Raw genomic sequence first — 26,165 nt, forward strand, 5'->3', positions numbered from 1 at the left:
GCTGGATGGCGGCGGCAGCTCGGCTTGCCGCACGCGGCCGCCCGCTGAGCCAACCGAACCCGGCGGTCGGCTGCATTCTCGTACGCGAGGGCAGCGTGGTTGGGCGGGGATGGACCCGCGAGGGTGGACGCCCGCATGCCGAGGCGGTCGCGCTCGATCAGGCCGGTGCCGCATCGCGCGGCGCCACCGCCTATGTCACGCTGGAACCCTGCGCTCACCAATCCGAACGGGGGCCCGCCTGTGCCGACCTGCTCGCCGCAGCCGGCCTGGCGCGCGTCGTGGTGGGCGTCGAGGATCCCGATCCGCGAACTGCCGGGGCGGGCATCGCGCGGCTGCGCAGCGCGGGAATTGCTGCCGCTCTGATCCACTCCCCCGAAGCCGAAGCGAGCCTGATCGGCTATCTCACCCGAGCGCGACATGGCCGTCCGCACGTCACGCTCAAGCTCGCCACCTCGCTCGACGGATGTATCGCCACGGGAAAAGGCGAAAGCCAGTGGATCACCGGCGATGCCGCCCGAGCCCACGTCCATTCTCGCCGGGCCATGAGCGATGCGATCCTGGTCGGCGGAGGCACTTGGCGCAAGGACCAGCCCCAGCTTGACGTGCGCCTGCCGGGGCTTGCCGATCGCAGCCCGCAGCGCGTTGTGCTCACGCGCGGGGTCGCGCCCGATCGGGCGAAGGTGATCAACGCTCCCGCACAGATCGCCCGCCTCGATGCCCAATACCTCTATGTCGAAGCGGGGACCGATGTCGCCGCGAGTTTCATCGAGCAGGACCTCGTCGACCGGCTTGAACTCTACCGTGCCCCGATCCTGATCGGTGGCGGCTGGCCGGCGCTAGGCGACATAGGCCTGGCCAGCCTGGCCGAGGCCCATGGACGCTGGCAGTGCGTCGAGCGCCGCCAGCTTGGCAGCGACAGCTACGAAGCTTACAGCCGCACGCGTTAACCCAACCGGCCAGCAAGGAGCCAACATGTTCACAGGGATCGTCACTGCCATCGGCAAGATTGCCAGCGTCGAACAACGCGGCGATCTGCATGTGACCGTGGCCTGCGCATTCGATCCGTCAGCGATCGACATTGGCGCCTCGATCGCCTGTTCGGGCGTATGCCTGACGGTGGTCGAGCTTGCGGGTTCCAAGGGCGATGCGCGCATCGCGTTCGACGTATCGGGAGAAACCGTGAGCCGCACCCGTCCGGGCATGTGGACCGAAGGCAGCAGGCTGAATCTCGAACCAGCGCTCAAGCTCGGCGACGAACTCGGCGGGCACTTGGTCACGGGACACGTCGACGCCGTCGGCGATGTGGTCCTGTCAAAGGAGGAGGGCGGTTCGCGCAAGCTGGCGTTCCGGATAGGCCGCGATCTCGCGCCGTTCGTCGCCCCTAAGGGCTCGATCACCGTCGATGGCGTGTCATTGACCGTCAATGACGTACGCGATCGATCCGACGGGACCTGCGATTTTGCGGTCAACATCATCCCGCATACGGCTGAGGTCACCACGCTTGGGGCCTTGCGCGAAGGGGACCGGGTGAACCTCGAGATCGATGTGCTGGCGCGCTATCTCAAGCGCATGCAGAGCCTACAGGGCTGAACGCCCCTGCCGGCGAGGAGGTACGGGGTGGACCGTAGCCCACCCCGCTGAAATCACAGCTCGCCTGCGATCCCGTCGACAGCCTTGCTGACGAGGATGTTCACTGCGACTCGGCGGTTCTGCGCCTTGCCTTCCTCGGTGCTGTTATCCGCCGCCGGATCGGCTTCCGCCATGCCGGTGGGGGTCAGCATGCGATACGGCTTCCAGCCGCACTGCTGCTGCAGGTAGTTGACCACGCGGGTAGCACGCTTCTCGCTGAGCGTCTGGTTGAACTCGTAGTTGCCCGTCGAGTCCGTGTAGCCGACCACAAGCAGAATCGCGTTGTCCGTGGCGCTCGCCTGGCTGGCGACCGCACAAAGATCCGCGCGCGCCTGATCCGACAGGTTGTACTTGCCGGTGTCAAAATAGACGTTGGTGGTGCCCTTGACGTTGTAGTTGTCGATGTCGGCAACGCGACTACGCAGGGCGTCGGTCGCGGCGGTCTGTTCAGCAAAGCCCTGGGCGGTGCCGTTGCGGATCATCTGCGCAACCTTCAGGTCCTTGCTCTTGAGCGTGACCTTGCTCGCGATCAGCGTGCTGTCGCCCCACTGCACGGTCGCTACCGTGACCGGAAGCCCGTTGAGAAGGGCGTTCTTCGCCAGCTTGTCGCGGCTAAGGCCAAGGAAACCACCAGTGCCGCGGATCTCGGTGCCACCACTGATGGTGATCACCGTGCTGGTGCCATCGGTCGTGGTGACCTGCATCTTGTCACCCTTGCGGGCGGTAATCACCCCCTCGATCTCGGGACCGGCTGGCATGCCGCTGAGATCAGTCGGTGCTGCTCCGTATACGGTGGTCAAGACTTCGCCGCCTTGCGGCTGAAGCTCCTGGGCTGACAGCCCGCTCGCCATGGGTGCTGCCGCCAACGCAAGCAGCGGGAGCGCGACCGATATTCTGGAAACGAAATTCATTCTTGTACTCCTTGAACTCTAACGACATGCCGCACCCCAATGTGGCCTTTCGACCCAGTGGTCCCCCCCTTGTGGCGTGGCCGAATGTCAAAGCCCCCTTTGTCCCGCGCAGTGAAAAGCAATTGGCACGGGGTCTGCACGTCGACGCCCGTGTGCGTCCGAAACCAACCATTTCCGGATCGGTTCCAGTCGCATGCTTGATAGAGAAGTTAGCCGGAGTGTATTCCACGGTAAACCGTTTGGGAGACGCGACTGATCGAGGCGATCAATGCGGGACGCCCGGAAAAAATGTGAACAGGGCACGCGATAAAGATCGCATGCCCTGTCCTCTGCTGCAAACCCGCATCCGCTTTCTGGTTACCCTGCAGTGCCCCGCTGGTTTACCGGTCCGCTGCGGGGTAATCCTCGGATTTCCAAGACTTAGGCGTCGCTCACCCGCGTCGTCGGGCTCCACAGCGTACCGGTCAACACTGCTGGGGCCACGAAATTCGAACCACCGATGACAAGCGGCGCCTCGAGCTGTCCGACAACCCCGCCGGGCCGGTCGCCCCGCAGGCGGTCATACATCGCTTCTGCGGTATCGAGGTATTTTTCCCACTCTGCTTCGGGGATCCCCAGCTTGGCGAGCTGTCCCTGGTAAGCGATGAGGAAGGTGTTGAGCGAAAGCTTGGTGACGTCCACGCTGGATTTGTAGGCAGCAGTCGCCAGAGCGGATTCGATCTGGGTGGTTATCCCCTCGGCTTCGATCATTCGGCACCAGATCCGGATGTCGAAGCGAATGATCCCGAAGCTTTGCACGATGATGAAATAGCTGCTCATCTCCTGCTAAACGGCCTGGCCGGCACCGATGATCGCCTGAATCCCGGTGGTCACGATACTGGCCACCCCGTCGAGGATATTGTCGCTGCCGCCAGCAATGAACTTCCGGATGGCGTCGGTAACCTCGGTCGCGATCTTGCCCGCGTCATCCTTGACGTAGGCACGATATTCGGTGTGCGTGGCGAGGATCTCGGTAACCGGCACAGTGCGGTTCTCCGCCGTACCGGCGGTCCGCAGGTTGCTCTCGATCGCTTCAGTGAACTGCGAGACCTTTTGTTCGCACAATTCGGACAGTAGCGACAAGGCAAGCGTCAGTTGCTTCTTCTTGTCGGGCGCCGGATCGAGTGCTTCGATTGCTTTCTTGAGGACGGCCATCGCGTTTCTCCCGCTGGATGTACGATGAACCACGCACCGTGAGGTTCGCATCCGACATATCCGCCGCCATGAACCCGAGTCCGGGCCAATCCCCTCCAGTTTGCAGCCAATCCATTTAGGGATCCGGCAGAAGCCCGCTCACGCCGCGAGTTTCGGTGACGGTCCCTTACGGGACAGACGCGCAGGTCGTGCCGGTGATGATTCATCCATTGTCGATCAATCGATCCCAACCGTATCAGGTCGGCAGCTCGAGTTGATGGTGCCGGGCCGGAAGCGCGGCCTTGCCTGGAGGAAAAGGCCGACTCAGCCGGCCAGCGGACCGCTGGCAAAACTCGTACGGTCGATCTCGTAGTAGAGGTGGACCACGCGCTTGCCATCATACTTGCCCAGTTCGTAGCGATCGGTTCGGACCGCCCCGATGGCTTCGAGCGCATAGCGCGATCGGTAGTTGGTATCGCCCACGCGAAACTCAACCAGCGCGACATGTTGGAATGCGTGCGCCAGCATGGTTCGTTTCATCTCGGGATTGATGCCCTTGCCCCAGCATTCCCTTTCAAGGAACGTCCAGCCGATCTCGACCTTGCCGCCGTCTTCCGCGTCATAACGATCGTAACGGGTCGACCCGATAATGCGGCCAGTGACCTTGTCCACCACTGCCAGCGCCCCACCCGAGGCGATCCCTTCGTCGAACAGGGCATCGAAAACCTCGCGGCGCCAGCGATCATGCGCCGGATGCTGCTCCCACAGCGCCGGGTCCGCGGCGACCGCGAACAAGCCATCGCGGTCGACTTCCGCCAATGGCCGGATCACCAGCCGCTCTGTCTCGAGCGTCGGCTGCCGGTCCATCGCGGCTTAGCCCCGCGTTACATCCGCCAGTGCGGCGATGAACTTGTCGGTGTTGCCGGCATGCAGGCCTGCAACGTTGATGCGGCCCGAACCGGCCATGTAAATACCGTGATCTTCGCGCAGCTTCACGATCTGGTTCTTGTCGAGCGGCAGCGTGGCAAAGAGACCGTTCTGCTCGCCAAGCGCAGCAAGGTTGAGACCGGGCGCCTCATTGTCGGCTGCGGCCAGCCGAGCCCGCACGCGGCGCATCCGCGCGCGCATGTCGTCGAGCTCTTCGAGCCATTCGCGGGTCAGAGAGGGATCGCGCAGGACATAGCGTACTGCGGCGCCGCCGTGATCGGGCGGCATCGACCAGTTGGCACGCGCCAGCGCGTTGGCGTTGGACGTTATCGCGGGCAGCTGGCCAGGCTCCTTGGCCAGCATGTAGAAGGCGCCCACGCGATCGCGATAGAGCCCGAAGTTCTTGTCGCAGCTATAGGCAATCAGCGCCTCAGGTACCTTGGCGAGCACCTGGCGGACACCGGCGATGTCTTCTTCAAGCCCATGTCCAAGGCCGTGATAGGCAACGTCGAGCAGCGGCAGCACGCCGGTCTCGGCGAAGGCCTCGGCAATCGCCGCCCACTGGTCGGCGGTGTAATCGACCCCCGTGGGGTTATGACAGCATCCATGCAGCAGCACGGCATCGGTCGGCCCTGCGCCGCAGATCGCCCCGAGCACCGCATCGAGATCCGCGCTGCCGTCTGGCTTGGCATGGGTAAAGGACACGAACTCGACGCCGACATCGGCAAGGATCTGCGCATGGTTGGGCCAGCTGGGCGTTCCCATATGCACGCGGGTTACGCCGGCAGCCTTGGCCAGTGCCACCGCCAGCCGCACTGCACCGGTACCACCGGGGGTCTGCATCCCTTCGATCCGCCCACCCATCGTCGCGTCCTTGCCGAAGACGTAGGGCTTGAGCGCATCCACGAAGCCGGTGTCACCTTCCGGGCCCAGGTACGACTTGCTGTCCTGTTCATCGACCAGCTTCTGTTCGGCCTTCTTGATCGCGCGGAAGACGGGGGTTGCCCCTTCATTCGTGCGATAGACCCCCACGCCGAGGTCAATCTTGTCCTCGCGCGGGTCCTGAGCATGCATCTTGATCAGCGCGAGCAGCGCGTCGGGAGCCTGGGCTTGAAGTCGGTCGAGCATGCGCGCCCTTTCGCCAAATATGCGGAGGGCCGCAACAGGAAATCCCGTTGCGGCCCTGGAGCCAGTCAGGTTTGTTCTATTGCGGCCCTAAGGGCTCCTTGTCGCTGCGACCCAGACCTAGAACGGCAGCCAGCGCTGCTTCTTCGAAAACTTCATGTATCCGGCATTGACGCCGAGGCGCAGGCCCGCCCCGACGCGAATTGGAATGAGCACGATGTCGCCCTTGCGCATGTAGCTCGCTGTAAGCCCGCCAACGAGGTAGGCCTGCCCCTCGCCCGCCGGGAAGCGCTTGTAGAGCTCTTCGCTGTCCCACAGATTATAGACCAGCACGAAGGTACTGCCCGCATTGGCCCCGGCATCGAAACCGATCGACGGCCCTGTCCAGTAGACGGGTTGTTCGCCCTCGACCTTGTGGAACAGCGTGCCTGATCCGTAGCGCGCGCCGACGACGAAGGCACCGCCCGCTTCGCGGCCCACGATATAGGCGTTCGGTTCGCCCTGCTCCTTGAGCAGCTTGCGGATCATTTCAGCCACGCCCTTCGCGCCCTTGCCGAACACACCTTCAGCCGCCCCGATCAGGTCGTCTTCGCGATAGGTCGTAGCCGGATCGTCGGTCCCGGCACTGGCAACCGCTGTGGAGGCCGCCTCTTCCGCGCCCTGCTCGGACCAGGTGGCCTGTTCAGGGTAGGCATCGGCAGGGGCAGCAGCATCGGGCTGCGGCGCATAGGTCACGCTGTCCTGCGGCTCTGCATAGACCGGCTGGTCCCCAGGGCTTTCGACCAGATCGCCATCGATCGCGATGTCGGGATCTACCGTCTCGACCTGTGCCGCGACCGGCGCGGCGACGAACGCGAGGGCGGCCAGGGCAAGGCCCAGACCGGGAATCTTGGTGTATCGTTGGCTCATGATTTCCTCCGTGCCGACGCGCGAGGCGCAGGCAGCTGCATGACGAAGAGAATCCTCTTTGACCCGTGCGGCAATGAAACGGCGATGAACCGAATCGAAAATGCGCCGAAGCGAGTCATCCGCGGGGTAATCGGTGCCGTGCACAGGGCTGTAATCAGCGCTTGAAGGGTGCGGGAGCCATGGCTATAGCGCGCCCCTCGCAGGGCCGCACGACAGCCCCGCGACATGCGGAGACGTGGGTGAGTGGCTGAAACCAGCTCCCTGCTAAGGAGCCATACCTGGTAACGGGTATCGAGGGTTCGAATCCCTCCGTCTCCGCCACTTTCCTAGAAACGACAGCTGGCAAGTGCCGGATCGGGCTCGGCTGGAGCGCGGGCGCCTGATCGCTCCGCGACGGCCGCACTTTATCGACTTCGAGGTTGGAGCGGAAAGAAGTGGTGCCGCTTACAGGACTCGAACCTGTGGCCCCATCATTACGAATGATGTGCTCTACCAACTGAGCTAAAGCGGCACGTCCCGCAGGTGCATCGCTGCACACGTCAGGATGTGGAGGCCCGAGCCGGAATCGAACCGGCGTATACGGATTTGCAGTCCGCTGCGTCACCACTCCGCCATCGGGCCTCGCCCCCGCCCTCTCGGACGGGAAGCGGCGCACTAGCGATTCTGTGCGAGGATGGCAATCGCAAGCTGCGCGGCCTTCCGTAACGTCAGTCTGGACGTGGGCGCGCGCAACCGCAATGACGCTGTCATGAGCGTTGCCAGCCTTCTTGATCCGATCTCGCCCGCGGGCGGTCCTGCCAGTTTCCGGAACCTCGATTCCTGGTTGCAGGGACGCACGCTTTACGGCGGCGCATCCGCGCTGATCGCCTACACCGCGGCGATCCGGGCCTTTCCCGACCTGCCTCCACTGCGGGCGGCGCAGGTCGCCTTCGTCGCACCGACCGGGCCCGAAGCGGAACTGCGCCGCGAGATCGTCCGCCAGGGGCGCAATGTCGCGCAGGTTCGCAGCGAAATCTGGTGCGAGGGGCAGTGCACGCTGACCGCCTTCTGGCTGTTCGGCACGGAACGCGAAGCCAATGCCATGCATCCGGCCGCCCCGGTGACCGAGTGGCCCGGCCCGCCCGAGGAGGCGGAGACCGCGATGACGGACAAGGGCCCCGCCTTCATCCAGAACAATTTCGAGATTCGCCGGGCGCAGGACATGCGTGGCCCGGGAGACCCGCTGGTGCGCCGCTGGGCGCGACTGACCGACCGCAGCGGGCTCGATCCGGTGAGCGAACTGATCCTGTTGGGCGACGTACTGCCGCCTGGCGCCATGCGCGCGATGCAGCGGCAGGGCCCGATCAGCTCGATCAACTGGTCGTTCAACCTGCTCGAGCCGGAGCCGACGACCCGCGACGGCTGGTGGCTGAGCGAGAATGCCAGTCAGCACGCAGCCCACGGCTATTCGAGCGAGCGACTGCGCCTGTGGAATGCCGAAGGCAAGCAGGTGCTCGACGGGATGCAATGCGTGGCAGTGTTCGGCTGAGCCATCCTTTACGGTTTGGGTGGAACACCGAAGGGGGCAGTCAGAAAAACTCGGTCGTCGCGTTCTTTCGCGGAATTCCGCGGGTCTGACGCGGAAATCGCGAGTAGACTTGTCACCTTTCGTTTCCCAACACCCGACGTAGCTGGCCGCACAGAAAGCGAGAATCGGATAAGCCGCATCAGGTGTGTGCGCATAAGTGGCGGGTGGCACAAGGTTGGTCACCGGGCGACCCTGCCACGTGCAGAAGCGAGTAGGAAAGACGGACCAGTTACCGTCCGCCGGGCGCTCTATCAGGGGGCGCCGGGCACCATCCGAGTATCGAAACCCTCGCGCGTGATGAGCGGCTCACCAACAGTTTGTGCCCCCAAGTCGGCTGCGTCCTCACGCGCCTGCAAGGCAACCTCGGCGCTCGCTTCGAGGGCCTCCAAAGAGCTCCAATAGGATATACCTACAAATCGACGGTCGTCCGTCGCTGTGAAAGCCTGATAACCCAGGAAGCCGCTCAGCGCCCCGAAGCGCGCAACAACACGGTCGCGGAACAGGGCAAGGACGGGTTGGACCGGTGCGCCGTCAGTTTCAAAAATGCCGATCCGGGCATATGTCATGGTTGGTTCCTTGTAAGATGGCGGGGTCGTGCAGCTAGGCCGCTTGGCTGGAAGCGACAAGGCTGGACCTGCACCGGAACCAGAGTCTGCATCAGGTTGCGGGAGATTACGCGTCGGCTGAGGCGCACAATTGCGGCGCATTGTGCCTGGTTCGAGTCTGGATGACGCCGCGCTACTTGCGGTCCTGGCAGGGCATTGCCATTGTGGTGAGACAACGGGATCTGCATGGCGACAAGCGCAATGACACCAGGGCACACATCAGCGATAGTGGCGGCGGCCGTCGCATTCGCAATGCCTGCCGTCGCCTTGGCGCAGGACGCGGGCGAGATCGTTGACCCCGACACCACCCTGTACACCGAAGCAGTCGTGCCAGAGGACGAGCCCAGCTGCATTCCGGAAGCTGAGGCGATCGACGCCGCCGTACCCGAGGTCGATGAGGCAGAGGCGGTCTTCGTTATGCCGACGACGGGCTTCGCCTTTACCCTTCCTCCCGACGAGACCCCGACAGTAGAGGTCGAAATCTGCGCGCCACCCCCGCCGGTTCGTCCAATGGCCCCAAGCCTGTTTCGCATGATTGCGCTCCCGGTGGGGTTCAACGCATCGCTGGAGAAATGGGAGCGCGCGCGGCTGGGCGCGGTGACCGATCAGCCCGGGCCGTGGGACGAACTGCTGGCCCAGGCCAACATCATATCGCCGGGCGACCCGATCGACATGGTGAACCGCTGGGTGAACTGGCACATCCGCTATCGCATCGACCTGCCGGGCGACGAATGGGCCACCGCCCCCGACACGCTGAACCGCGGATTTGGCGATTGCGAGGATTTTGCGGTGGCCAAGATGGGCCTGCTGCTCGCGCTCGGCATTCCGGCGGACGACATGTACCTGGTGGTGCTGCGTGACCAGCGGCAGACGGATCATGCGGTGCTGGCGGTCAATCGCGATGGCCGGCTTTATGTGCTGGACAACCGCACCGACACGGTCCTGCCGGCCGATCAGATCCACGATTATACGCCGATCGTCAGCTATTCGGGGCCGTTTTCGTGGATCTATGGCAAGCCCGCCGGCTGACGCGAGCCGCCCAGGCTAATCGCCGGGTTGCGAATTCCCCTGGGCCCAACCTTTAGCCCATCGGTTGAGACCATTGAGGTGACCGGCCAGGGCCGCACCCTGCGAGCTCAGGCGAAATCCCTCATCCCCTAGTTCGACGATGCCGCCTTCACGCAGCTGCTTGAGGCGAGCGTTGAGCAGCGTCGGAGAAACGTCATCGCACTTTGCGCGCAGCGCCCGAAAGCTGACCGGCCCGTCGCGCAGTTCCCACAGCACGCGCAAGGTCCAGCGCTGGCCCAAGAGGTCGAGCAGGACCATGATCGGCCTGCCGGTCCTGGACCCCCTCACCCGCTTGCCCGGTTCGATCATCGACGCATCCTCGCCCAAGCCCCTTTACGCTACATGATGTGTAGCGTATTGCTACATGAACTGTAGCAAGGATTCGCACCATGCAAAACCGTCTCGCGCCGCTGGAAGAACCGTATCCCGAAGATGTCGCCAAGCTTCTCGAAGCCTATCCCAAGGCCAATGGTCAGATTCTCTCGCTGTTCCGCACCTTCGCGAACAGTGGCCGCTTCCTGAAGAAAGGCGTCGCAAACTTCCTCGACAAGGAGAGTCCCCTGCCCCTGCGGATCCGCGAAATCGTCATTCTGCGCGTCACCGCGCTGTTCGGCTGCGAATATGAGTGGGGCGTGCATACCGCGATCTTTGCCGCCCACGCGAAGTTCGACGACAGGCAACTCGCCGACCTTGCATCGGCCGAGGCGACCTTCGAAGCATGGCCATCATCCGAAGCCGCACTGATCAAGAGCATCGACCAGCTTTGCCGCACGGGTCGCCTCGACGACGCCGCGCAGGCGAGTTTCGAAGTCGACTGGTCAGTTGAGCAGCAACTCGAGATCATCGCGATCGTCGGCGCCTATCACACAGTCAGCATGGTAGCGAACGTAGCGAGACTTCCGCTCGAGGGGTTCGCTCGCCCCTTTCCGGAATGACCCAGCCGGAAGTGGGGGTCCCCGGCTATACGTCGGTGAAGTTGGGCGCCCGCTTCTGCATTTCGGCCATCACCGCCTCGACCTGGTTGGGCTGGCGGATGATCCCATCCTGTTCGACGCTTTCGGCTAGCAGGATCGCGTCCTCGCCCTCTTCGCGCATCACGTGGAACAACCGCTTGGCGCCACGGATCGCCTGCGGGTTCTTGTTGGCGATAATCTCCGCCAGTGCAGTGGCGCGGGCGAGCGGATCGTCATCGAGCATGGTGGCGAAGCCGAGGCCAAGCGCTTCCTCACCCGAGAATTCGCGGTTGGTGTAGGTCAGTTCGCGCAGCACGTCGTCACGCACCAGCCCGCGCCACAGCGCATAGCCGGCCATGTCGGGCACCAGGCCCCACTTCATCTCCATCACCGCCATCCGGGTTGCCGGATGGACCACGCGGATATCCGCGCCGCTGGCGATCTGCAGGCCGCCGCCGAAGCATACGCCATGCACCGCCGCGATCACCGGGACCGGGCACTTGCGCCAGGTCATCGCCGCTTCCTGCGCGCGATTGGCATTGCCGTGGCTGCGGGTGGCAAGGTCAGCCGTGGGGTTCGATCCGCCCGACGCCATGCTGCCAAGGTCGAGACCCGCGCAGAACGCGCGCCCCTCGCCCGAAAGCACAGCCACGCGTAGCCCCTTCATCTCGCGCAGCGCGGCACCGGCTTCGATCACCGCTTCGAATTGCGCGGGGTCGAGCGCATTCATCTTGTCGCCACGGGTGAAGCGCACCTGCGCGACGCCATTGTCCCCCAGGTCAATCGAAACGCGATCGTTCGGCTGCATTCTCTGTGTCCTCTCCAAGATCTCTTCGCGAAGTACCGTTGCCGATTGCAACCGGCCTGTCCAGCGCTTCGCAACCGTCGCGCGCGACGCGGCTCAGGGCGTATGTTCGGCGAGAAAACGCTTTATGTTGCGCGCCGCCTGCCGCAGGCGCTGTTCGTTTTCGACCATGGCGATGCGGACATAGCCTTCGCCTTCCTCGCCGTAACCCACGCCGGCCGCCACCGCGACGCCGGCATGTTCGAGCAACTGCTTTGAGAACTCGAGGCTTCCGATATTGTGAAATGCCTTGGGGAGTGGCGCCCAGGCGAACATGCTGGCGGGCGGCACGGGAATTTCCCACCCGGCGCGGCCGAAGCTTTCGACCATCACGTCGCGGCGGTGCTGGTAGCGCAGGCGGTTTTCCTCGACGATGTCCTGCGGCCCGTTGAGCGCGGCGCAAGCCGCCGCCTGGATCGGCGTGAAGGCGCCGTAATCGAGATAGCTCTTTACCCGGGTGAGCGCGGAGATCAGCTTCTGGTTGCCGACCGCGAAGCCCATGCGCCAGCCCGCCATCGAATAGGTCTTGGACATGGAGGTGAATTCGACCGCGACATCCTTAGCGCCCGGCACCTCGAGGATCGATCGGGTCGGCTTGCCGTCGTAATAGAGCTCGGAATAGGCGAGGTCGGACAGCACCCAGACGTTGTTCTCGCGCGCCCAGGCCACCAGCCGTTCGTAGAACTCGAGGTCGACGGTCTCGGCCGTGGGATTGCTCGGATAGTTGACGATCAGCACCGTCGGGCGCGGCACGGTGAAGGCCATCGCATTGTCGAGCGCCTTCCAATAGCGTTCGTCCGGCGTGGTCGGCACGCTGCGGATCGTCGCCCCGGCGATGATGAAACCGAAGGTGTGGATCGGGTAGCTGGGGCTGGGCGCCAGCACCACATCGCCCGGCGCAATGATCGCCGTGGCCATCGAGGACAGGCCTTCCTTCGAGCCCATCGTGACCACCACCTCGCGTTCGGGGTCTAGATCGACGTTGAAGCGGCGGCCGTAATAGTTCGCCTGCGCGCGGCGCAGGCCGGGAATGCCCTTGGACTGCGAATAGCCATGCGCGTTCGGCTTGGACGCCACCTCGCACAGCTTGTCGATGACATGCTGCGGCGGCGGGCGATCGGGATTCCCCATGCCCAGGTCGATGATGTCGCGTCCCGCCTGACGGGCCGCGTGCCGCATGGCGTTCACTTCCGCGATGACGTAGGGCGGCAGACGCTTGATGCGGTAGAATTCGTCGGACATTCTGGCTCCGTTGGGGTTGGCTGGTCACACTGATTACCTATTCATCCCTCACGTGCAAACGGCGCAGGTGCGCAGCGCCCCGGAATATCCTACCAGTGGGGAAACCCGCGCTTGGACGAGGAACGACGATGACCGACGACGGACCCGACCCCTTTACCAACCTGTTCGAGGCTCCGGCCAAGTTCGCCCGCGCGCTGTTTCAGCCGGCGGCCGAGGCCCTGGCGCCGGATGGTTTGGGTGACGCGGGCCTGTCGCCACAGGATATGCAGCACTGGGCCGAGGTCGGCGCCAAGTTGCAGTCCATGTGGGCGCAGTACCAGGCCGAGCAGCTGGCCAACCCGCAGGCGCTGGCGCCCTATCTCGATCCATCGCGGTGGATGCAGATGGCCGAAGACTGGTACAAGCAGATGCCGATCGCCAACCCTGCCGAACAGCAGGCACTGCTGCAGGAAGGCATCGCGCTGTGGCAGCAGGTGCTTGGTCAATACGGGCTCACCGGGGACGCACCGCCTGCCGCGGAACCCGAACTGCCGCGCAAGGATCGCCGCTTCGCCGATCCGCGCTGGCGCGCGCATCCGGCCTTCGCGCTGATTCACCAGACCTACCTGTTCCTGGCCGAGCGCGTCACCGAGATGGTCGACCGGATGGAGGACCTGCCCGAAGACAAGCGCGAACAGCTGCGCTTCACCACCCGCTCGATCACCGAAGCGGTGAGCCCGGCGAACTTCCCATTGCTCAACCCGGTGGTGATGGAGCGCACGCTCGAAACGCGCGGTGACAATCTGGTCAGGGGCATGGAGCATTTGCTGGCGGACCTGCGCCGGGGCCAGCTGAGTCACGTCGACGCCGATGCCTTCAAGCTGGGCGAGAATATTGCCGTGACGCCGGGCAAGGTCGTGCACGAGACGCCGCTCTACCAGCTGATCCAGTATTCGCCGTCGACCGACACGGTGATGGAGACGCCGCTGGTGATCTTCCCGCCGTGGATCAACCGCTTCTACATCCTCGATCTCAACCCGAAGAAAAGCTTCGTGAAATGGGCGGTCGACCAGGGCGTGACCGTGTTCATGGTCAGCTGGAAATCGGCCGGTGCCAGCATGAAGGACGTGATCTGGGACGATTACGTCCGCGCGCAGATCGACGCGATCGACCATATCCGGGCGCGGCTGGGGGTGAAGAGCGTGCATGCGATCGGCTATTGCGTCGCGGGGACCACGCTCGCCGCGACGCTGGCGATCCTCCAACGCCGGGGCGTGGCCGACAAGGTCAGGAGCGCGACCTTCTTCACCGCGCAGGTCGATTTCGAGAAGGCGGGCGAATTGCTCAACTTCATCGACGACCAGCAGCTCGGCCTGGTCAAGGCGATGAGCCAGGACGGCTATCTCGACGGACGCTACATGGCGGCGACCTTCAACATGCTGCGCGGCACCGACCTGATCTGGAACTACGTGGTCAACAACTACCTGCTGGGCGAGGACTACCCGGTGTTCGACCTGCTCCACTGGAACGGCGACGTCACCAACCTGCCAGCCAAGTGGCACCAGCAATATCTGCGCGACCTCTATCGCGACAACCGGCTGGTCGAACCCGACGAGCTGGTGGTCGACAACACGCCGGTCGATCTCGGGATTGTCGAGACCCCGACCTATGTTCAGGCGGGCAAGGAAGATCATATCGCCCCTGCGGAAAGCGTCTGGCGGATTACCGAGCATTTCAAGGGCCCGCTCAAATTCGTGCTCGCCGGATCGGGGCACATTGCCGGCGTGGTCAACCCGCCGGGGTCGGGCAAGTACCAGTACTGGCTCAACGACGGCGCCCCCCGCACGCTTGCCGAATTCCGCGCCGGAGCGGTCGAGCATCCGGGGAGCTGGTGGCCGGACTGGATCGAGTGGCTGCGCACGCAGGACAGCGCAACCGTCCCCGCAGCGGGCAAGCGCAAGCCGGGCGGCAAGGGCGATTCCGTGATCGAAGATGCCCCTGGCCGCTACGTCGCAACGCGCTAACATCCTGAACTGAAGGCCATTTTCGAGTTATTGTGCACTGCACAAAAAACTCTTGACTTCGCACCTGCAATGCCTATTTTGTGCACTGCAACAAAAGCGAGGTTCCCATGGCTGACAGCCAGAGCAAAATCGATGCCGCCGCCGAGAAGGCTTTTGCCGAGGCTGCGGAGAAGAAGGCCGCCGAGGCAGTGAGCGCCAAGCCGGCTGCAAAGCCGGTCGTGGTCGCCAAGGCTGAAGCCGCGCCCAAGGTGGAAGCGGTCGTCGCCCCGGCAGTCGCAGCTCCCGTGAAGGAAGCTCCCGCTGCGAAGGTTGCCCCGGCCAAGAAGGCCGTTGCCAAGAAGGTTGCGCCGAAGAAGGCCGCACCGAAGAAGGCTCTGGCCAAGAAGGCCCCGGCCAAGACGCCGGTTGCCACCAAGAAGATCAAGGCTGCCCCGAAGAAGGCGGCTCCCCCCAAGAGCACCCCCATTACCCAGTTGAAGGAAACCATCATGGCTACTGCCAAGACCGCGAAGACCACCGACTACACCGCCAAGGCGAAGGAACTTGCTGCCGACGTGCAGACCCGCGCCAAGGCCGCCTACGAAAAGGGCACCGAAATGACCAAGGACGCCGTTGAATTCCAGAAGGGCAACCTCGAAGCGCTCGTCGAAGCTGGCAAGATCCTTGCCGCCGGCATGCAGGACATGGGCCGCACCTATGTCGAGGAAGCCAAGGGTGCCGTCGAGACCGTCCAGGCCGACGTCAAGAAGATCGCTGCTGTGAAGTCGCCGACCGAGCTGTTCCAGCTCCAGGGTGAAATCGCTCGCCGCAACTTCGATGCCGCCGTTGCCGGCGCTTCGAAGAACACCGAAGCCATGCTGAAGCTCGTGAACGACGCGTTCGCGCCGGTTTCGACCCGCATGAGCCTCGCTGCCGAGAAGTTCTCGAAGGCTGCCTAAGCCTTCATACCAAGCTTCAATCCACCGGGCACTCTCTCCTCTCTCCCTCGCCCGGTGATTGGACACAGCGGGTCGGATGGCACACGCCGTCCGGCCCGCATTTTTTTACGCCCGCAACCGAGGTAAATGCGCTTTTTCTTAACCTGCGCATGACTTACCCTCTGCCTGACGGCTTGCGATTTCGCCGCGCGTTACGATAATGGCCCATGCGATGATCGATGTCCTGCCCCTCACTCCGCTCTGCGCCGATGATGGCGACAACGCGACCGATGGCCAGGACCAGGTCGGCGTTGCGACCAAGACCCGCGCCAAGCCCAAGAAACCGAGCCAGTACAAGGTGCTGCTGCTGAATGACGATTACACCCCGATGGAATTCGTGGTGATCGTACTCAAGCGCTTCTTCAAGATGGATATGGAAGAGGCGACCCGTGTCATGCTCCACGTCCACCAGAAGGGCGTAGGCGTTTGCGGGATCTTCCCCTACGAAGTGGCGGAAACCAAGGTGAACCAGGTGATGGACTTCTCGCGCCAGAACCAGCACCCGCTGCAGTGTACGCTGGAGAAGGCCTGAGCGCGGGGCCGGAAAAGCAATCATGAGTGCATGACCCGGGCGTGATTTCACGCTAGGGGCATCTACAGGACCACGAAACCGGCAGCCCCTTGTTCAATTTCCTTCCCGCCATCGACCGTTACATCTTCCGGCTCGTCGTCGTGCCGATGATTGGCGTGTTCGCAGTTGCAGCCTCACTGCTGCTGCTGGAGAAAATGGCGCGACTGTTCGACTTCGTCGCGGTCGAGGGTGGCCCGGTCAACGTCGTTTTCAAGATGCTGGCCGCGCTCGTGCCCGAATATGCCAGCCTGGCCATCCCGCTCGGCCTCTTGCTCGGCACCCTGCTGGCATTCCGCAAGCTGGCGACGAGCAGCGAACTCGACGTCTTCCGCGCGGTCGGACTGAGCTATGGCCGACTGCTGCGGGTACCCTATTTCATCGCCGCCCTGCTGATGGCAATCAATGTCGCGCTGGTGTTCTACATCCAGCCGATCAGCCGCTATTACTACGAACAGCTCGAATACGAGCTGCGCTCGGGCGCGCTCGGCGCCTCCATCAAGGTCGGTGAATTCACCACATTGGCCGACAAGATGGCGCTGCGGATCGATCAGAGCGAGGATGACGGGCGCCGGCTCAAGGGCATTTTCGCTCGCGTCGCCAACGACAAGGGGCAGGTATTGTCAATCTCGGCCCGGGAAGGGGCCTTCCTGGCGACCAGCGACAGCCCGGACACCATCATCCTGCGATTGACCGAAGGGACCATCGTCCAGGAAACCGGCAACAAGACGCCTCGTGTATTGACCTTTACCCGTCACGACCTGCCTATCGACCTGCCGCAGATCGAAAAGTTCCGCGCGCGCGGCGACGCGGAGCGGGAGTATATCCTGCCCGAACTGCTGAGCATCGGCTGGAGCGGTGATACGACCGAGGAGAAACGGGACGCCAGCCAGGCGAGTTTCAATTTCCGCCTGGTCGAAGTGGTGATGATGGCGCTGATGCCCTTGCTGGCGGTGGCGCTGGGCATCCCACCCAAGCGATCGACCAGTTCGCTCGGCGTGTTCTTGTCGATCGTGATGGTCGTCGCCTACCACAAGGTGAACCAATACGGCGAAGACGTCGCCGCGCTTGGGCTGATCGATCCGATCCTTGCTCTGTGGGGGCCATTCTTCCTCTTCGCCTCGCTGATCGTGTGGATGTACTGGCGTGTCGCCTTCGTACCCGGAGGCCAGGCCATCGGCGCGCTCGAAGTCTGGTTCGCCAAGCTCTCCAAGCGGATTGGCAAGCTGTTCAGCCGCCGCCGACCGCTCGGCCTGTCGCTGGCCCCGGCAGAGTAGCGCGTCGCCATGCAGTTCGACTTCTTCCCCTCGCGCACCGTCACGCTCTACCTCGCCCGGCTGTTCGTCGTCCGCATCTTCGCCATGCTGGTGATGCTGGTGCTGGTGCTGATGATGCTCGACCTGCTGTCAAACAGCGGCAAGATCCTCGCCGTCCCAGGCAATGGCCAGAGTGAACTGCTGACCTATGTCAGCCTGCGCATACCGCAGCTGATCCAGAGCTTCCTGCCCTATTCGGCGCTGCTCGCGACGCTGATTACGCTGGTCGCCCTGAACCAGAACAGCGAAGTCATCGCAATGAAGGCGGCAGGGATGTCCGCCCATCAGGTGCTGGCCCCGCTGCTGCTGACGGCAGGGATCGTCGGCCTGATCAATTTCGGCTTCAACGAACGGGTGGTCACCCGGGCTACAGCGACGCTCAAGGCCTGGGAGGGCGTCGATTACGGCGCCGTACCCAAGAATTCGGAGGTGAAGGCCAATATCTATCTGACCGATGGGGCGGGTGTGCTGGCCGCAAGCACGTTGACTGGCAGTGGAGCCGGTATCGAGATGACCAACGTCACCTGGTACCAGCGCAATCCCGACGGCACGATTTCCGAACAGTTCAACGCCAAGCGTGCGGTCTATGCGAACCCGGGATGGAAGCTCGAGGAGGCAACCCGGTTTCGCGTGCAGAACGCGATCACCGACAAGCTCGATTCGCTGGTAGTGGGTCAGGGCCTGACGCCCGAACAGATCGATCTTGCAAAGGTCGATCCCGATTCCCAGCCCTTCTGGGCCTTGTCCGAATCGATTTCCGCCTATGAGAAGGCCGGGCGGCGAACCGACGAATTGCGCGCCAAGTGGTGGCACAAGATTTCAGGGCCGCTTTCGACCTTCCTGATGCCCTTGCTGGGTGCCGTCGCGGCCTTCGGGCTCGCCCGGTCCGGGCACCTGTTCATCCGCGCGGTGCTCGGCATGGCCATGGGCTTTGCCTATTTCGTGGTCGACAGTGCGGCCCTCGCCATGGGAAGCTTTGGCGGATACCCGCCCTTCCTCGCGGCCTGGGCACCGTTCCTGCTCTTCATCCTGATCGGCGAAACCGTCCTCATCCGGACCGAGGAATGAGCGATTGGCGTATCCGCCTGGCGCGCCCTGCGGATGCCGATCATCTACCTGAGATAGAGCGCGCTGCGGCGATCCTCTTCGCCGACGATCCCGATTGCGCAGCGTTCGATCTGGACGATGTCTGGAGCGCGCAGGAACATCGCAAGCTGATTGCCCGTGGCCATTGCCTTGTCGCGGAAGTCGGCGACCGGATCGTCGGTTTCCTCACCACCCAGCCCTTTGGGCACGAACTGCATATCTGGGAGATGGACGTCCACCCCGACATGCAAGGCCAGGGCATTGGAGCCATCCTGCTGCGCGCCTGCCTGGTCGACGCCAACAACGCCGGTTTTCGCGCACTGACGCTTACGACCTTTCGCGACCTGCCGTGGAATGGGCCGTTCTATCGGCGCATCGGCTTCGTCGAGGTGGCCGACCTTGCTGCACATCCGCGGCTGGCCAGCGAGATCGCGGCGGAGATCGAAGCGGGCCTTCCCGCAGAGCGCCGGGTTGCGATGATCCGCTTTCTCGGCTGATCAGCCGCGCGGCCGCATCGTGCTGCGCGCGATCCGTGCCACCAGCACCGCCATGCCCGCGTGGTTGGCCCCGTCATAGGTCGAACCGGCACCCAGTTCCCGCTTAAGGCGCCGATGCGCCTCGGGCAGCGCGTGGTAGGGCATGGAAGGCATCAGATGGTGCAGCGCATGGTAGCGCAGGCCCACCGGCGCCCAGATTTCCGCGACCAGTCCCGGTGGCGGGACATTGACCGAATCGAGGAACTGCGCGGTCACCGTCATCGCCTCGCCCTCATTCTCCCACAAGTGGGCGACGAGGGTGCGCAGCTGGTTGAGCACCGCAGTCAACGAAACTACCGCCAGCGTGATCAGCAGCGGGCGCCAGCCCCATACGAAGACGCTGGCAATAAGCGCCCAGGCCCAGATGAAGCTACCGATCTCCAGCCGGATCACCCGGCTGCGGAATTCGCCTTCGGCTGGGCGGCGACGGAAATCGGGGTTGATCGCCAGGGCGGAGAACCGTTCCCAGGTCAGGCGGCGGATCGGCGGGACGATCAGGCCGAGCGGCAGCAATATCGCACAGCGGAACAGCAGCGCGACGGGTGCGAGCAGCGCAACCAGCACGAAGACCGGCAGGCTCCAGGGCTTCATCAGCGCCAGCGGCAGGTATTCGGGGTCTTCGATGGTACCGTACTGGGTGCGCTTGTGGTGCAGCGTGTGCACGTTCTCGTACATGAAGGAAGGCATCAGCATCGGGATGCCGACAAGCAGGTTCCAAGCGCTGCGGAAACCCGGCAGCGCATCGCGGTGCAGGTGGGAAATTTCGTGGATGAACAGCAGCGCGCGGTAGAGCGTCAGCGCCGAGACTAGCCCAAGCGCCAGCGCGAGCCAGCCGTTGTCGACCAGGATTGCGCCGATCAGCGTGGCATAACCGACCAGCGTCGAGCCGAGCATGTCGGGCCAGTAGATGTTGGCCCGGGCCTCGGCGATATCCTTGGTCAGATCGCGCGCAGCGCGCAGCATCGCCTTGTCGTCGGGCATCTGCGCATGCCAGTTCTCACCCGCTTCGCGGCGGGCGACGAAATCGGCAGATGGGATCGTCTGGTGTGTTGTCATCGAAATTGTCCTGGAGGGCCCCTAGCCCAATCGGGCGACGGAATACAGCATCAGCTCTCAATCATAGTGATCGGCGCATGCTCATTCCTTGACAAAGATCATCCAGCATTCGACGGGCGAACCGAGGCTGAACGAAAGAGGTCACGGGCGTGTCTGACAAGGAAATAAGGATCGAACCGGTCGACGGCAAGAAAGGTCGCGCGCGTTTCGTCGATCTCGGGCGGATGTTCGCCGCGCGCGAACCGCATAGCGTCCCGCAACTTCGTTCGGAGCAACTCGAACTGGTCGATCCCGGGAAGAACCCTTTCTTCGGCCACGCCAGCCACCAGCTGTTCGTCGCAACCCGCGATGGTAAGGACGTCGGGCGCATCTCCGCGCATATCGACCATCTCGCGCTCGAGCTCCCGCCCGAACAGGGCATGGGCCCCGGCACGGGGATGTTCGGCTATTTCGATGCAGAAGACGAGGATGTAGCCAAAGCGCTGCTCGCTGCGGCGGAAGACTGGCTGCGCGGTGAGGGCATGACCCATGTGCTCGGCCCCATCTCGATGTCGATCTGGGAAGAACCCGGCCTGCTGGTGCGCGGTCAAGATCATTCTCCGATGATCATGATGGGTCACCACCCGGCACACTATGCCGGATGGATCGAAGGCGCCGGCTATGCACTCGCCAAGACGCTGCTGACCTATGACCTCGAGGTCAGCCACGATTTCCCGCCGCTGGTGCGCCGTATCGTCCAGTCGGGCCACCGCAACGAGCGCATCCGCATCCGGCGGGTGGACAAGTCCAAATGGGACAGCGAGGTCCAGATCGTCCTCAACATCCTCAACGACGCCTGGTCGAGCAATTGGGGGTTCGTGCCCTTCACGCCCGAAGAAATCGCCTATGCGGGCAAGAAGCTGAAGCCAATCATCCACGAACCGATCAACTATATCGCCGAGGTCGATGGGCGGCCGGTAGCTTTCATGCTGACCTTCCCGGACGTGAATGGCGTGCTCAAGCGAATCGAGGGCAAACTGTTCCCGTTCGGCTGGGTGAAGATGCTCCGCTGGCTGCGCAAACCGACCGGTTCGGCCATGCGCGTCCCGCTGATGGGCGTGCTCAAGGAACTTCACAATTCACGCCTCGCCAGCCAGCTGGCCTTCATGATGATCAGCAAAATCCGCGAGGACGCGGTGGCAAGCTATGGCTCGACACGCGCCGAGGTGGGCTGGATCCTCGACGACAACCAGGGAATGATCGCAATCGCGGATGCCATCGACAGCAAGATCAACCGCGAATATGCGATCTATCGCAAGCCGCTTTAGGTTGGGCCCTGTCGCGGCACAGGCACGCCCCGGCGTGATTGTGCTGCAGCCGGAAACCCGTCTGCCGCGGTAACGTTGAAAGCGGGACCGCCCCAAGGCGCCCGACAGGATCCGATGGCCACGAACAGCTCCACCGATGCCCTCGCCCCGCTGCCAGCACATATCCTGGTGGTGGAAGACGACGCGGTGCTGGGCCTGGCGATCGAACAGGCGCTGGAAGACGCGGGCGTCGCACGGGTGGAAATCTGCAGTTCCACCGAACAGGCGCTCGCTGCCCTGCGCCGGAGCACGCCCAACGTCATCGTGCTCGACGTCCACCTGGCCGATCGCGACGACGGTTGGGCGATCGCCGAACTGGTCACAACTTTGGGCCCGGATTCGCCGCGGATCATCTTTTCCACTGGCAAGCCGGACGATATTCCCGCGAACGTGGCCGCGATGGGCTGCATCATGGAAAAACCCTACGACACGGCGACGCTGGTCAAGGTGCTGCGCCAACCCCGACGTCGCGGCATCATCGCCCGCCTGCGCGGGCTCTAAGTCCCCCAAGCCTGCCAATCCCACACGAAAAAAGACCCCCGCCGAGACGCGACGGGGGCCTTTCGGGATCGTATCACCAGCCGCTTGGACGGGAGGGGGGTCTCGGCGGTGACATAGCTGAAATGCGCCATACGGAAGGCAGTTCCCAGCCGGATGAAAATTTTTTCGCCCTCCATTCGTGCACCAATCCGATGGATCATCCGCCGAACGGGCAGATCAGGCAGCAGACTTGCATCGGCATGGAACCATCGCTGCTATAAGGCGTTCCATGCCCGCACCTTTAGGAAGGGGTTCTATGTCGCTAGGTGACCAAATTGCCCGCAATCTCCCGTATCTTCGCCGCTATGCCCGCGCCCTGACCGGCTCGCAGGCAACCGGCGATGCCTTCGTTCGCGCCACGCTGGAAGCGGCGCTGGCTGACGATGGTCTGAAGCAATCGCTCGGTGACGGTCGCGTGCCGCTTTACCGGGCCTTCAACCAGCTCTGGGCCAGTGCTTACATGGAAGTTCCCGAAACCGTGGGCGGCAATCCCGCCGACGATTTCGCGCAGGAACGACTCAGGACAATCACTCCGCTCAACCGGCAGGCGCTCCTGCTGACGACGCTTGAGGATTTCTCGATCGAGCAGGCCGGCGAAATCATGGATCTAGCCCCCGAACGGATCGAACAGCTGGTTCAGGAAGCGGTGGCCGAAATCGACCGCGAATCGGCGACCAGCGTGCTGATCATCGAAGACGAACCGCTGATCTCAATGCAGCTGGAAGATCTGGTCACCGCACTGGGACACGAAGTGTGCGGCACCGCTGCAACCCGCACGCAAGCGCAGGAAGTCGTGGCTTCCGCTACGCCCGGCCTGGTCCTGGCCGACATCCAGCTTGCCGATGGTTCTTCGGGGCTCGACGCGGTCGACGATATCCTCGCCATCAGCCACGTGCCGGTGATCTTCATTACCGCCTACCCCGAACGGCTACTGACCGGCGACCGGCCGGAACCGACCTATCTCGTGACCAAGCCATTCCAGGAAAAGACCGTGCGGGCTGCGATCAGCCAGGCGCTGTTCTTCGGATCGAGTCGCCCACTGGGGTAAGGCGCCGCACGAGAGCGCATTGAACGGACCCGTCCCTGCAAGGGGGCGGGTCTTCGTTGTCCTACTTTGCGTCGGCGTATCTTTCGCGCAGCGCAAATTCACCGGGCCGGCGCACCGGTACAAGCAGCGTGCAGCGGACCCCGCCGACAGCGAAATCGAGGTCGACCGGGTGGCGCAATTCATGCGCAACGATCTTCTCGATGAGTTCGGTGCCAAATCCGCGCTGCGGCGTCTGGGTCACCGGCGGCCCGCCGCTTTCGATCCACTCGATCCGCGCCAGTCCTTCGCCTTGCCAGCTCCAGCGCACCTCGATGCGTCCCCCGGAAACACTCAGCGCGCCGAACTTCGCGGCATTGGTCGCGAGCTCGTGCAGGGCAAGCCCCAACGACAGGGCATCGTTCGGAGCCAGTTCCACCACTGGGCCTTCGAGCACGATCTCATGGTCGAGGTTCCTCGCATAGGGGGCCAGCTCAACCTCGACGACCGAACGCAGCGGCGTGGTACCCCATTCGGATTGGGTCAGCAGGTCGTGGGTCGCCGATAGCGCCCGGATCCGCGCGTCGATCCCTTCGGCGAACTCATCAAGCCCGCTTGCCCGCCTGCGGGTCAGGGCGACGATGGACAACACGTTGGCCAGCGTGTTCTTGACCCGGTGGTTGAGTTCACGCGTCAGCGAATTGCGGATCGAGTTCTGCTCCATCAGCATGTCGAGCGAGCGGCCGTCCTCCAGCGCCTGCTGCGTGAGCAGGCGGGCCACCAGCATCAGCAGGCTGGCCACTGCCAGGCCGAATAGCAGCGTGATCATCGACATGCCCGAGAGGGCCATGTCCCGCGCCGACTGCACCACCAGGATCATCGGCCGATCGGCGAGCATTACCTCCCGTTCGACGGTCAGCCCGGTGGAGTGCCAACCGGGCAGTTCGGCGATCAGGGTGCGCTTGCCCTCCTCGACGTCATAGAGCCGCGCCCCGAATCCGTCGTAACTGACGAGGTCAGCCGAGGCTTCGAGGAAATGGTCGGCGTTGAATGGACTGTAGACATAGCCCTTGAGCTTCCGCCCACCCGGGTCGGTATCGAAGACGGGCATGTAGATGAGGAAGCCGGAATCCTGTCGTCCGCCCTCCTGGATCAGCACCACCCGGCCGCTGGCGGTCGGACGCGCGGTTCGCGCGGCCTCGTCCATCGCTTCGCGCCGCACCGGCTCCGAATACATGTCGAACCCGATGGCGCGGCGATTGCGCTGGGTATCAGGCTGCAGGTAAAGCACCGGGACCATGGTGTCCCGGGGTTGCTCTTCGAGCGTCGGTTGCAGCGCCAGGCCCTCCCAGCGCTGTGACAGCGTGCGGTTGAATTGTTCGAATTCGTCGGGTGCCAGCACCGGCGCCCAGCCGATGCCGTCCGATCCGCGATAGTCCGAATCAAGCCGCAGTTCGGCGACGAACCGGTTGAACAGGCTTTCCGACACTTCGCTCTGGGCCGAAAGCAGGGCAGCCCCGGCTCGCAAATAGGATGCGCCGGTGAAGGCGCGCCGTTCGATCGCCGAGTCCATCGCCTGCGCCCGGCGATTGATATCGGCAATGTCCCGTTCTTCCTCGCCCCGCTCGATCGCGAAGACGCTGGTGACGGTCATCGCCATGACCATCAGGAAGATCGCGACGGGGATCGCGCGCGGATAGTCGACCAGCCACCTGCGACGCCTGCCCCTGCGTTCGAGTTTGTCGCTAGCCAGCGCCCTGTCCTTTTTGGCTTTGTCCCTGCGCCCTATACTATGACGCGAAAGGTAAATGGTTCCGCGATTCTGCGGGAACCTTGTGCAATTCCCGACGTTTTCGCCTGCACATACGGTTTCGTTTCCGCAGGTGGACCACGATCTGCCCACCGATCCGGGCGATCCCAATCAAAGGTTACTTCGAAGGCTTATGAATCCCGACAATCCCAATCCAACCCGTCCCGGAGGTGAGCGCGTGTCCGGCGCGCACGCGACCAAGCCCGGATGGGCCGAAGGGCTGCGCCAACTCTACGACTCGGTCGTGGAGGAGCCGCTGCCCGAAAGTTTCAAGGACCTGCTGGCCAAGCTGGACTCGGCTGACTGATGGCGGAATCCGACCGAACGGCCGCCCAGAAGGCCGACTTCAAGCGCGAGCTGACCGAGGTCGTGCCGCACCTACGTGCCTTCGCACGCGGGCTGTGTGGTCGTCCGGACATGGCCGACGACCTCGTCCAGGAGACCCTGCTCAAGGCCTGGGCGGCGCAGGAACGCTTCCAGCCCGGCACCAGCATGCGCGCCTGGACCTTCGTGATCCTGCGCAACGCCTATCTGACCGATATGCGCCGCAATCGCTTCCGCGGCGAGTATGACGAGACGGTGGCGGAACGGGTGCTGACCGCACCGGCCGCACAGGAAGAGCCAATTCACCTTTCGGACATGCACCGGGCTTTGCTGACGCTGCCACCCGAGCGGCGCGAAGCGCTGCTGTTGGTCGGTGCCGGGGGGTTTTCCTACGAAGAAGCAGCGCAGATCTGCGGTTGTGCGGTGGGGACAATCAAGAGCCGCGTCGGCCGCGCCCGCGCGACGCTTACCGCCATGCTCGAAGATGGCAGCGTGCCGCAGCGCTCGATCAATGACGCGGGTGCACACCGGGCGATCCTCGAGGAACTCGACATGGTCGCTGCAGGCAACGGCATCGCCGCGGCCAGCTAGACACGTCTTACCAATCTTGTCTGAAATCGCGCCAC

28 protein-coding genes and 3 tRNA genes are annotated in these 26,165 nt (G+C 63.6%); 17 read left to right on the top strand and 14 right to left on the bottom strand.

Translation table 11 applies throughout. The features are described 5' to 3' along the window. Positions 1-5: 5 nt before the first annotated feature. A complete protein-coding gene (gene ribD, locus HQR01_RS02955) occupies positions 6-947 on the top strand; it encodes a bifunctional diaminohydroxyphosphoribosylaminopyrimidine deaminase/5-amino-6-(5-phosphoribosylamino)uracil reductase RibD (protein ID WP_173212419.1) in 942 nt (313 codons plus the stop codon). A gap of 25 nt (positions 948-972) precedes the next feature. Continuing rightward, positions 973-1,590 carry a riboflavin synthase gene (locus HQR01_RS02960; RefSeq protein WP_173212421.1) on the top strand — a complete coding sequence of 206 codons (618 nt, stop codon included), beginning with the start codon at positions 973-975 and terminating at the stop codon, positions 1,588-1,590. 53 nt (positions 1,591-1,643) lie between these two features. On the opposite strand, the gene HQR01_RS02965 is transcribed toward HQR01_RS02960, so the two are convergent. From HQR01_RS02965 to HQR01_RS02990, 6 genes are all read right to left on the bottom strand, one after another. Continuing rightward, positions 1,644-2,540 (bottom strand): OmpA family protein, encoded by an 897-nt coding sequence (locus tag HQR01_RS02965; protein WP_173212423.1) that lies wholly within the window; start codon positions 2,538-2,540, stop codon positions 1,644-1,646. 420 nt (positions 2,541-2,960) lie between these two features. Further along, positions 2,961-3,359 (bottom strand): hypothetical protein, encoded by a 399-nt coding sequence (locus HQR01_RS02970; RefSeq protein WP_173212425.1) that lies wholly within the window; start codon positions 3,357-3,359, stop codon positions 2,961-2,963. Between the two features lie 6 nt (positions 3,360-3,365). Next, the gene (locus tag HQR01_RS02975; RefSeq protein ID WP_173212427.1) at positions 3,366-3,734 is read right to left on the bottom strand and encodes a hypothetical protein; all 369 of its coding nucleotides are present in this window, start codon (positions 3,732-3,734) and stop codon (positions 3,366-3,368) included. Between the two features lie 303 nt (positions 3,735-4,037). Next, the gene (locus HQR01_RS02980) at positions 4,038-4,580 is read right to left on the bottom strand and encodes a GNAT family N-acetyltransferase (RefSeq protein ID WP_173212429.1); all 543 of its coding nucleotides are present in this window, start codon (positions 4,578-4,580) and stop codon (positions 4,038-4,040) included. A gap of 6 nt (positions 4,581-4,586) precedes the next feature. After that, positions 4,587-5,768, bottom strand: coding sequence for an amino acid aminotransferase (locus HQR01_RS02985; protein WP_173212430.1), 1,182 nt, complete (start codon positions 5,766-5,768; stop codon positions 4,587-4,589). A 117-nt stretch (positions 5,769-5,885) separates the two neighbouring features. Further along, complete coding sequence (locus HQR01_RS02990; protein WP_173212432.1) at positions 5,886-6,674, bottom strand: DUF1134 domain-containing protein; 789 nt, start codon at positions 6,672-6,674, stop codon at positions 5,886-5,888. Between the two features lie 229 nt (positions 6,675-6,903). Here HQR01_RS02990 and HQR01_RS02995 point away from each other — a divergent pair. After that, a tRNA-Ser gene (locus HQR01_RS02995) sits at positions 6,904-6,995 on the top strand. 114 nt (positions 6,996-7,109) lie between these two features. Here the strand turns inward: HQR01_RS02995 and HQR01_RS03000 are convergent. Together HQR01_RS03000 and HQR01_RS03005 are read right to left on the bottom strand one after the other, a co-directional pair. Further along, a tRNA-Thr gene (locus HQR01_RS03000) sits at positions 7,110-7,185 on the bottom strand. 36 nt (positions 7,186-7,221) lie between these two features. After that, positions 7,222-7,295, bottom strand: a tRNA-Cys gene (locus tag HQR01_RS03005). A 52-nt stretch (positions 7,296-7,347) separates the two neighbouring features. Here HQR01_RS03005 and HQR01_RS03010 point away from each other — a divergent pair. Then, positions 7,348-8,202 (top strand): acyl-CoA thioesterase, encoded by an 855-nt coding sequence (locus HQR01_RS03010; protein WP_325064531.1) that lies wholly within the window; start codon positions 7,348-7,350, stop codon positions 8,200-8,202. Positions 8,203-8,492: 290 nt separating this feature from the next. On the opposite strand, the gene HQR01_RS03015 is transcribed toward HQR01_RS03010, so the two are convergent. Next, positions 8,493-8,807 (bottom strand): antibiotic biosynthesis monooxygenase, encoded by a 315-nt coding sequence (locus tag HQR01_RS03015; protein ID WP_173212434.1) that lies wholly within the window; start codon positions 8,805-8,807, stop codon positions 8,493-8,495. A 291-nt stretch (positions 8,808-9,098) separates the two neighbouring features. Between HQR01_RS03015 and HQR01_RS03020 the strand changes: the two genes are divergently transcribed. After that, the gene (locus tag HQR01_RS03020; RefSeq protein WP_173212436.1) at positions 9,099-9,875 is read left to right on the top strand and encodes a transglutaminase-like cysteine peptidase; all 777 of its coding nucleotides are present in this window, start codon (positions 9,099-9,101) and stop codon (positions 9,873-9,875) included. A gap of 15 nt (positions 9,876-9,890) precedes the next feature. Here HQR01_RS03020 and HQR01_RS03025 read toward each other — a convergent pair whose 3' ends face one another. Continuing rightward, entirely contained in the window at positions 9,891-10,223 is a 333-nt protein-coding gene (locus tag HQR01_RS03025; RefSeq protein WP_173212438.1) for a winged helix-turn-helix transcriptional regulator, read from the bottom strand. A gap of 80 nt (positions 10,224-10,303) precedes the next feature. Here HQR01_RS03025 and HQR01_RS03030 point away from each other — a divergent pair, with 80 nt between their 5' ends. After that, complete coding sequence (locus HQR01_RS03030; RefSeq protein ID WP_173212440.1) at positions 10,304-10,849, top strand: carboxymuconolactone decarboxylase family protein; 546 nt, start codon at positions 10,304-10,306, stop codon at positions 10,847-10,849. 25 nt (positions 10,850-10,874) lie between these two features. Here HQR01_RS03030 and HQR01_RS03035 read toward each other — a convergent pair whose 3' ends face one another. Beyond that, positions 10,875-11,675, bottom strand: coding sequence for a crotonase/enoyl-CoA hydratase family protein (locus tag HQR01_RS03035; protein WP_173212442.1), 801 nt, complete (start codon positions 11,673-11,675; stop codon positions 10,875-10,877). A gap of 93 nt (positions 11,676-11,768) precedes the next feature. Continuing rightward, positions 11,769-12,953 carry an LL-diaminopimelate aminotransferase gene (locus HQR01_RS03040; protein WP_173212444.1) on the bottom strand — a complete coding sequence of 395 codons (1,185 nt, stop codon included), beginning with the start codon at positions 12,951-12,953 and terminating at the stop codon, positions 11,769-11,771. A gap of 128 nt (positions 12,954-13,081) precedes the next feature. On the opposite strand from HQR01_RS03040, the gene HQR01_RS03045 reads away from it, so the two are divergent. The 6 genes from HQR01_RS03045 to HQR01_RS03070 all read left to right on the top strand — a co-directional run bounded on the left by HQR01_RS03045 (position 13,082) and on the right by HQR01_RS03070 (position 19,400). Next, positions 13,082-14,956: a PHA/PHB synthase family protein gene (locus tag HQR01_RS03045; RefSeq protein ID WP_173212446.1), complete on the top strand. Its 1,875-nt coding sequence runs from the start codon at positions 13,082-13,084 to the stop codon at positions 14,954-14,956. Between the two features lie 107 nt (positions 14,957-15,063). Next, a complete protein-coding gene (locus tag HQR01_RS03050) occupies positions 15,064-15,894 on the top strand; it encodes a phasin family protein (RefSeq protein WP_173212448.1) in 831 nt (276 codons plus the stop codon). Positions 15,895-16,105: 211 nt separating this feature from the next. After that, positions 16,106-16,465 carry an ATP-dependent Clp protease adapter ClpS gene (gene clpS / locus HQR01_RS03055; RefSeq protein WP_407644600.1) on the top strand — a complete coding sequence of 120 codons (360 nt, stop codon included), beginning with the start codon at positions 16,106-16,108 and terminating at the stop codon, positions 16,463-16,465. 89 nt (positions 16,466-16,554) lie between these two features. Next, the gene (gene lptF / locus HQR01_RS03060) at positions 16,555-17,778 is read left to right on the top strand and encodes an LPS export ABC transporter permease LptF (protein ID WP_173212450.1); all 1,224 of its coding nucleotides are present in this window, start codon (positions 16,555-16,557) and stop codon (positions 17,776-17,778) included. A gap of 9 nt (positions 17,779-17,787) precedes the next feature. Continuing rightward, positions 17,788-18,885: an LPS export ABC transporter permease LptG gene (gene lptG / locus HQR01_RS03065; protein WP_173212452.1), complete on the top strand. Its 1,098-nt coding sequence runs from the start codon at positions 17,788-17,790 to the stop codon at positions 18,883-18,885. After that, positions 18,882-19,400 carry a GNAT family N-acetyltransferase gene (locus tag HQR01_RS03070; RefSeq protein ID WP_173212454.1) on the top strand — a complete coding sequence of 173 codons (519 nt, stop codon included), beginning with the start codon at positions 18,882-18,884 and terminating at the stop codon, positions 19,398-19,400. Before lptG ends, HQR01_RS03070 begins: the two co-directional genes overlap by 4 nt. Here HQR01_RS03070 and HQR01_RS03075 read toward each other — a convergent pair whose 3' ends face one another. Then, complete coding sequence (locus HQR01_RS03075) at positions 19,401-20,495, bottom strand: fatty acid desaturase family protein (RefSeq protein ID WP_173212456.1); 1,095 nt, start codon at positions 20,493-20,495, stop codon at positions 19,401-19,403. 149 nt (positions 20,496-20,644) lie between these two features. Here HQR01_RS03075 and HQR01_RS03080 point away from each other — a divergent pair, with 149 nt between their 5' ends. From HQR01_RS03080 to HQR01_RS03090, 3 genes are all read left to right on the top strand, one after another. Then, positions 20,645-21,802, top strand: a complete 1,158-nt coding sequence (locus HQR01_RS03080; RefSeq protein WP_173212458.1) for an N-acetyltransferase — start codon at positions 20,645-20,647, stop codon at positions 21,800-21,802. A 114-nt stretch (positions 21,803-21,916) separates the two neighbouring features. Beyond that, a complete protein-coding gene (locus HQR01_RS03085; protein WP_173212461.1) occupies positions 21,917-22,342 on the top strand; it encodes a response regulator in 426 nt (141 codons plus the stop codon). A gap of 295 nt (positions 22,343-22,637) precedes the next feature. Further along, on the top strand, positions 22,638-23,429 hold the full coding sequence (locus HQR01_RS03090) for a response regulator (RefSeq protein ID WP_173212463.1): 792 nt from the start codon (positions 22,638-22,640) through the stop codon (positions 23,427-23,429). 61 nt (positions 23,430-23,490) lie between these two features. Here HQR01_RS03090 and HQR01_RS03095 read toward each other — a convergent pair whose 3' ends face one another. Next, the gene (locus tag HQR01_RS03095; RefSeq protein ID WP_234030232.1) at positions 23,491-25,065 is read right to left on the bottom strand and encodes a CHASE domain-containing protein; all 1,575 of its coding nucleotides are present in this window, start codon (positions 25,063-25,065) and stop codon (positions 23,491-23,493) included. A gap of 328 nt (positions 25,066-25,393) precedes the next feature. On the opposite strand from HQR01_RS03095, the gene HQR01_RS03100 reads away from it, so the two are divergent. Together HQR01_RS03100 and HQR01_RS03105 are read left to right on the top strand one after the other, a co-directional pair. Next, positions 25,394-25,522, top strand: coding sequence for a NepR family anti-sigma factor (locus HQR01_RS03100; RefSeq protein WP_234030233.1), 129 nt, complete (start codon positions 25,394-25,396; stop codon positions 25,520-25,522). Next, positions 25,522-26,130, top strand: a complete 609-nt coding sequence (locus HQR01_RS03105; protein ID WP_173212469.1) for a sigma-70 family RNA polymerase sigma factor — start codon at positions 25,522-25,524, stop codon at positions 26,128-26,130. Before HQR01_RS03100 ends, HQR01_RS03105 begins: the two co-directional genes overlap by 1 nt. The last annotated feature ends 35 nt before the right edge of the window (positions 26,131-26,165 follow it).

The organism is Erythrobacter mangrovi (assembly GCF_013260645.1).
Taxonomy (GTDB): domain Bacteria; phylum Pseudomonadota; class Alphaproteobacteria; order Sphingomonadales; family Sphingomonadaceae; genus Qipengyuania; species Qipengyuania mangrovi.

Bases quoted from the DNA above. Each gene is read 5' to 3' on its own strand.
- HQR01_RS03030 (WP_173212440.1), top strand. From the start codon at position 10,304: ATGCAAAACCGTCTCGCGCCGCTGGAAGAACCGTATCCCGAAGATGTC.
- HQR01_RS03040 (WP_173212444.1), bottom strand. From the start codon at position 12,953: ATGTCCGACGAATTCTACCGCATCAAGCGTCTGCCGCCCTACGTCATC.
- HQR01_RS03095 (WP_234030232.1), bottom strand. From the start codon at position 25,065: ATGGCGATGACCGTCACCAGCGTCTTCGCGATCGAGCGGGGCGAGGAA.
- ribD (WP_173212419.1), top strand. From the start codon at position 6: ATGGCGGCGGCAGCTCGGCTTGCCGCACGCGGCCGCCCGCTGAGCCAA.
- clpS (WP_407644600.1), top strand. From the start codon at position 16,106: ATGATCGATGTCCTGCCCCTCACTCCGCTCTGCGCCGATGATGGCGAC.
- HQR01_RS03050 (WP_173212448.1), top strand. From the start codon at position 15,064: ATGGCTGACAGCCAGAGCAAAATCGATGCCGCCGCCGAGAAGGCTTTT.
- HQR01_RS03035 (WP_173212442.1), bottom strand. From the start codon at position 11,675: ATGCAGCCGAACGATCGCGTTTCGATTGACCTGGGGGACAATGGCGTC.
- HQR01_RS02960 (WP_173212421.1), top strand. From the start codon at position 973: ATGTTCACAGGGATCGTCACTGCCATCGGCAAGATTGCCAGCGTCGAA.
- lptG (WP_173212452.1), top strand. From the start codon at position 17,788: ATGCAGTTCGACTTCTTCCCCTCGCGCACCGTCACGCTCTACCTCGCC.
- HQR01_RS03020 (WP_173212436.1), top strand. From the start codon at position 9,099: ATGCCTGCCGTCGCCTTGGCGCAGGACGCGGGCGAGATCGTTGACCCC.
- HQR01_RS02990 (WP_173212432.1), bottom strand. From the start codon at position 6,674: ATGAGCCAACGATACACCAAGATTCCCGGTCTGGGCCTTGCCCTGGCC.
- HQR01_RS02965 (WP_173212423.1), bottom strand. From the start codon at position 2,540: ATGAATTTCGTTTCCAGAATATCGGTCGCGCTCCCGCTGCTTGCGTTG.
- HQR01_RS03075 (WP_173212456.1), bottom strand. From the start codon at position 20,495: ATGACAACACACCAGACGATCCCATCTGCCGATTTCGTCGCCCGCCGC.
- HQR01_RS02985 (WP_173212430.1), bottom strand. From the start codon at position 5,768: ATGCTCGACCGACTTCAAGCCCAGGCTCCCGACGCGCTGCTCGCGCTG.
- HQR01_RS02975 (WP_173212427.1), bottom strand. From the start codon at position 3,734: ATGGCCGTCCTCAAGAAAGCAATCGAAGCACTCGATCCGGCGCCCGAC.
- HQR01_RS03010 (WP_325064531.1), top strand. From the start codon at position 7,348: ATGGCAATCGCAAGCTGCGCGGCCTTCCGTAACGTCAGTCTGGACGTG.
- HQR01_RS03045 (WP_173212446.1), top strand. From the start codon at position 13,082: ATGACCGACGACGGACCCGACCCCTTTACCAACCTGTTCGAGGCTCCG.
- HQR01_RS03105 (WP_173212469.1), top strand. From the start codon at position 25,522: ATGGCGGAATCCGACCGAACGGCCGCCCAGAAGGCCGACTTCAAGCGC.
- HQR01_RS02980 (WP_173212429.1), bottom strand. From the start codon at position 4,580: ATGGACCGGCAGCCGACGCTCGAGACAGAGCGGCTGGTGATCCGGCCA.
- HQR01_RS03085 (WP_173212461.1), top strand. From the start codon at position 21,917: ATGGCCACGAACAGCTCCACCGATGCCCTCGCCCCGCTGCCAGCACAT.
- HQR01_RS03090 (WP_173212463.1), top strand. From the start codon at position 22,638: ATGTCGCTAGGTGACCAAATTGCCCGCAATCTCCCGTATCTTCGCCGC.
- HQR01_RS03070 (WP_173212454.1), top strand. From the start codon at position 18,882: ATGAGCGATTGGCGTATCCGCCTGGCGCGCCCTGCGGATGCCGATCAT.
- HQR01_RS02970 (WP_173212425.1), bottom strand. From the start codon at position 3,359: ATGAGCAGCTATTTCATCATCGTGCAAAGCTTCGGGATCATTCGCTTC.
- HQR01_RS03015 (WP_173212434.1), bottom strand. From the start codon at position 8,807: ATGACATATGCCCGGATCGGCATTTTTGAAACTGACGGCGCACCGGTC.
- HQR01_RS03025 (WP_173212438.1), bottom strand. From the start codon at position 10,223: ATGATCGAACCGGGCAAGCGGGTGAGGGGGTCCAGGACCGGCAGGCCG.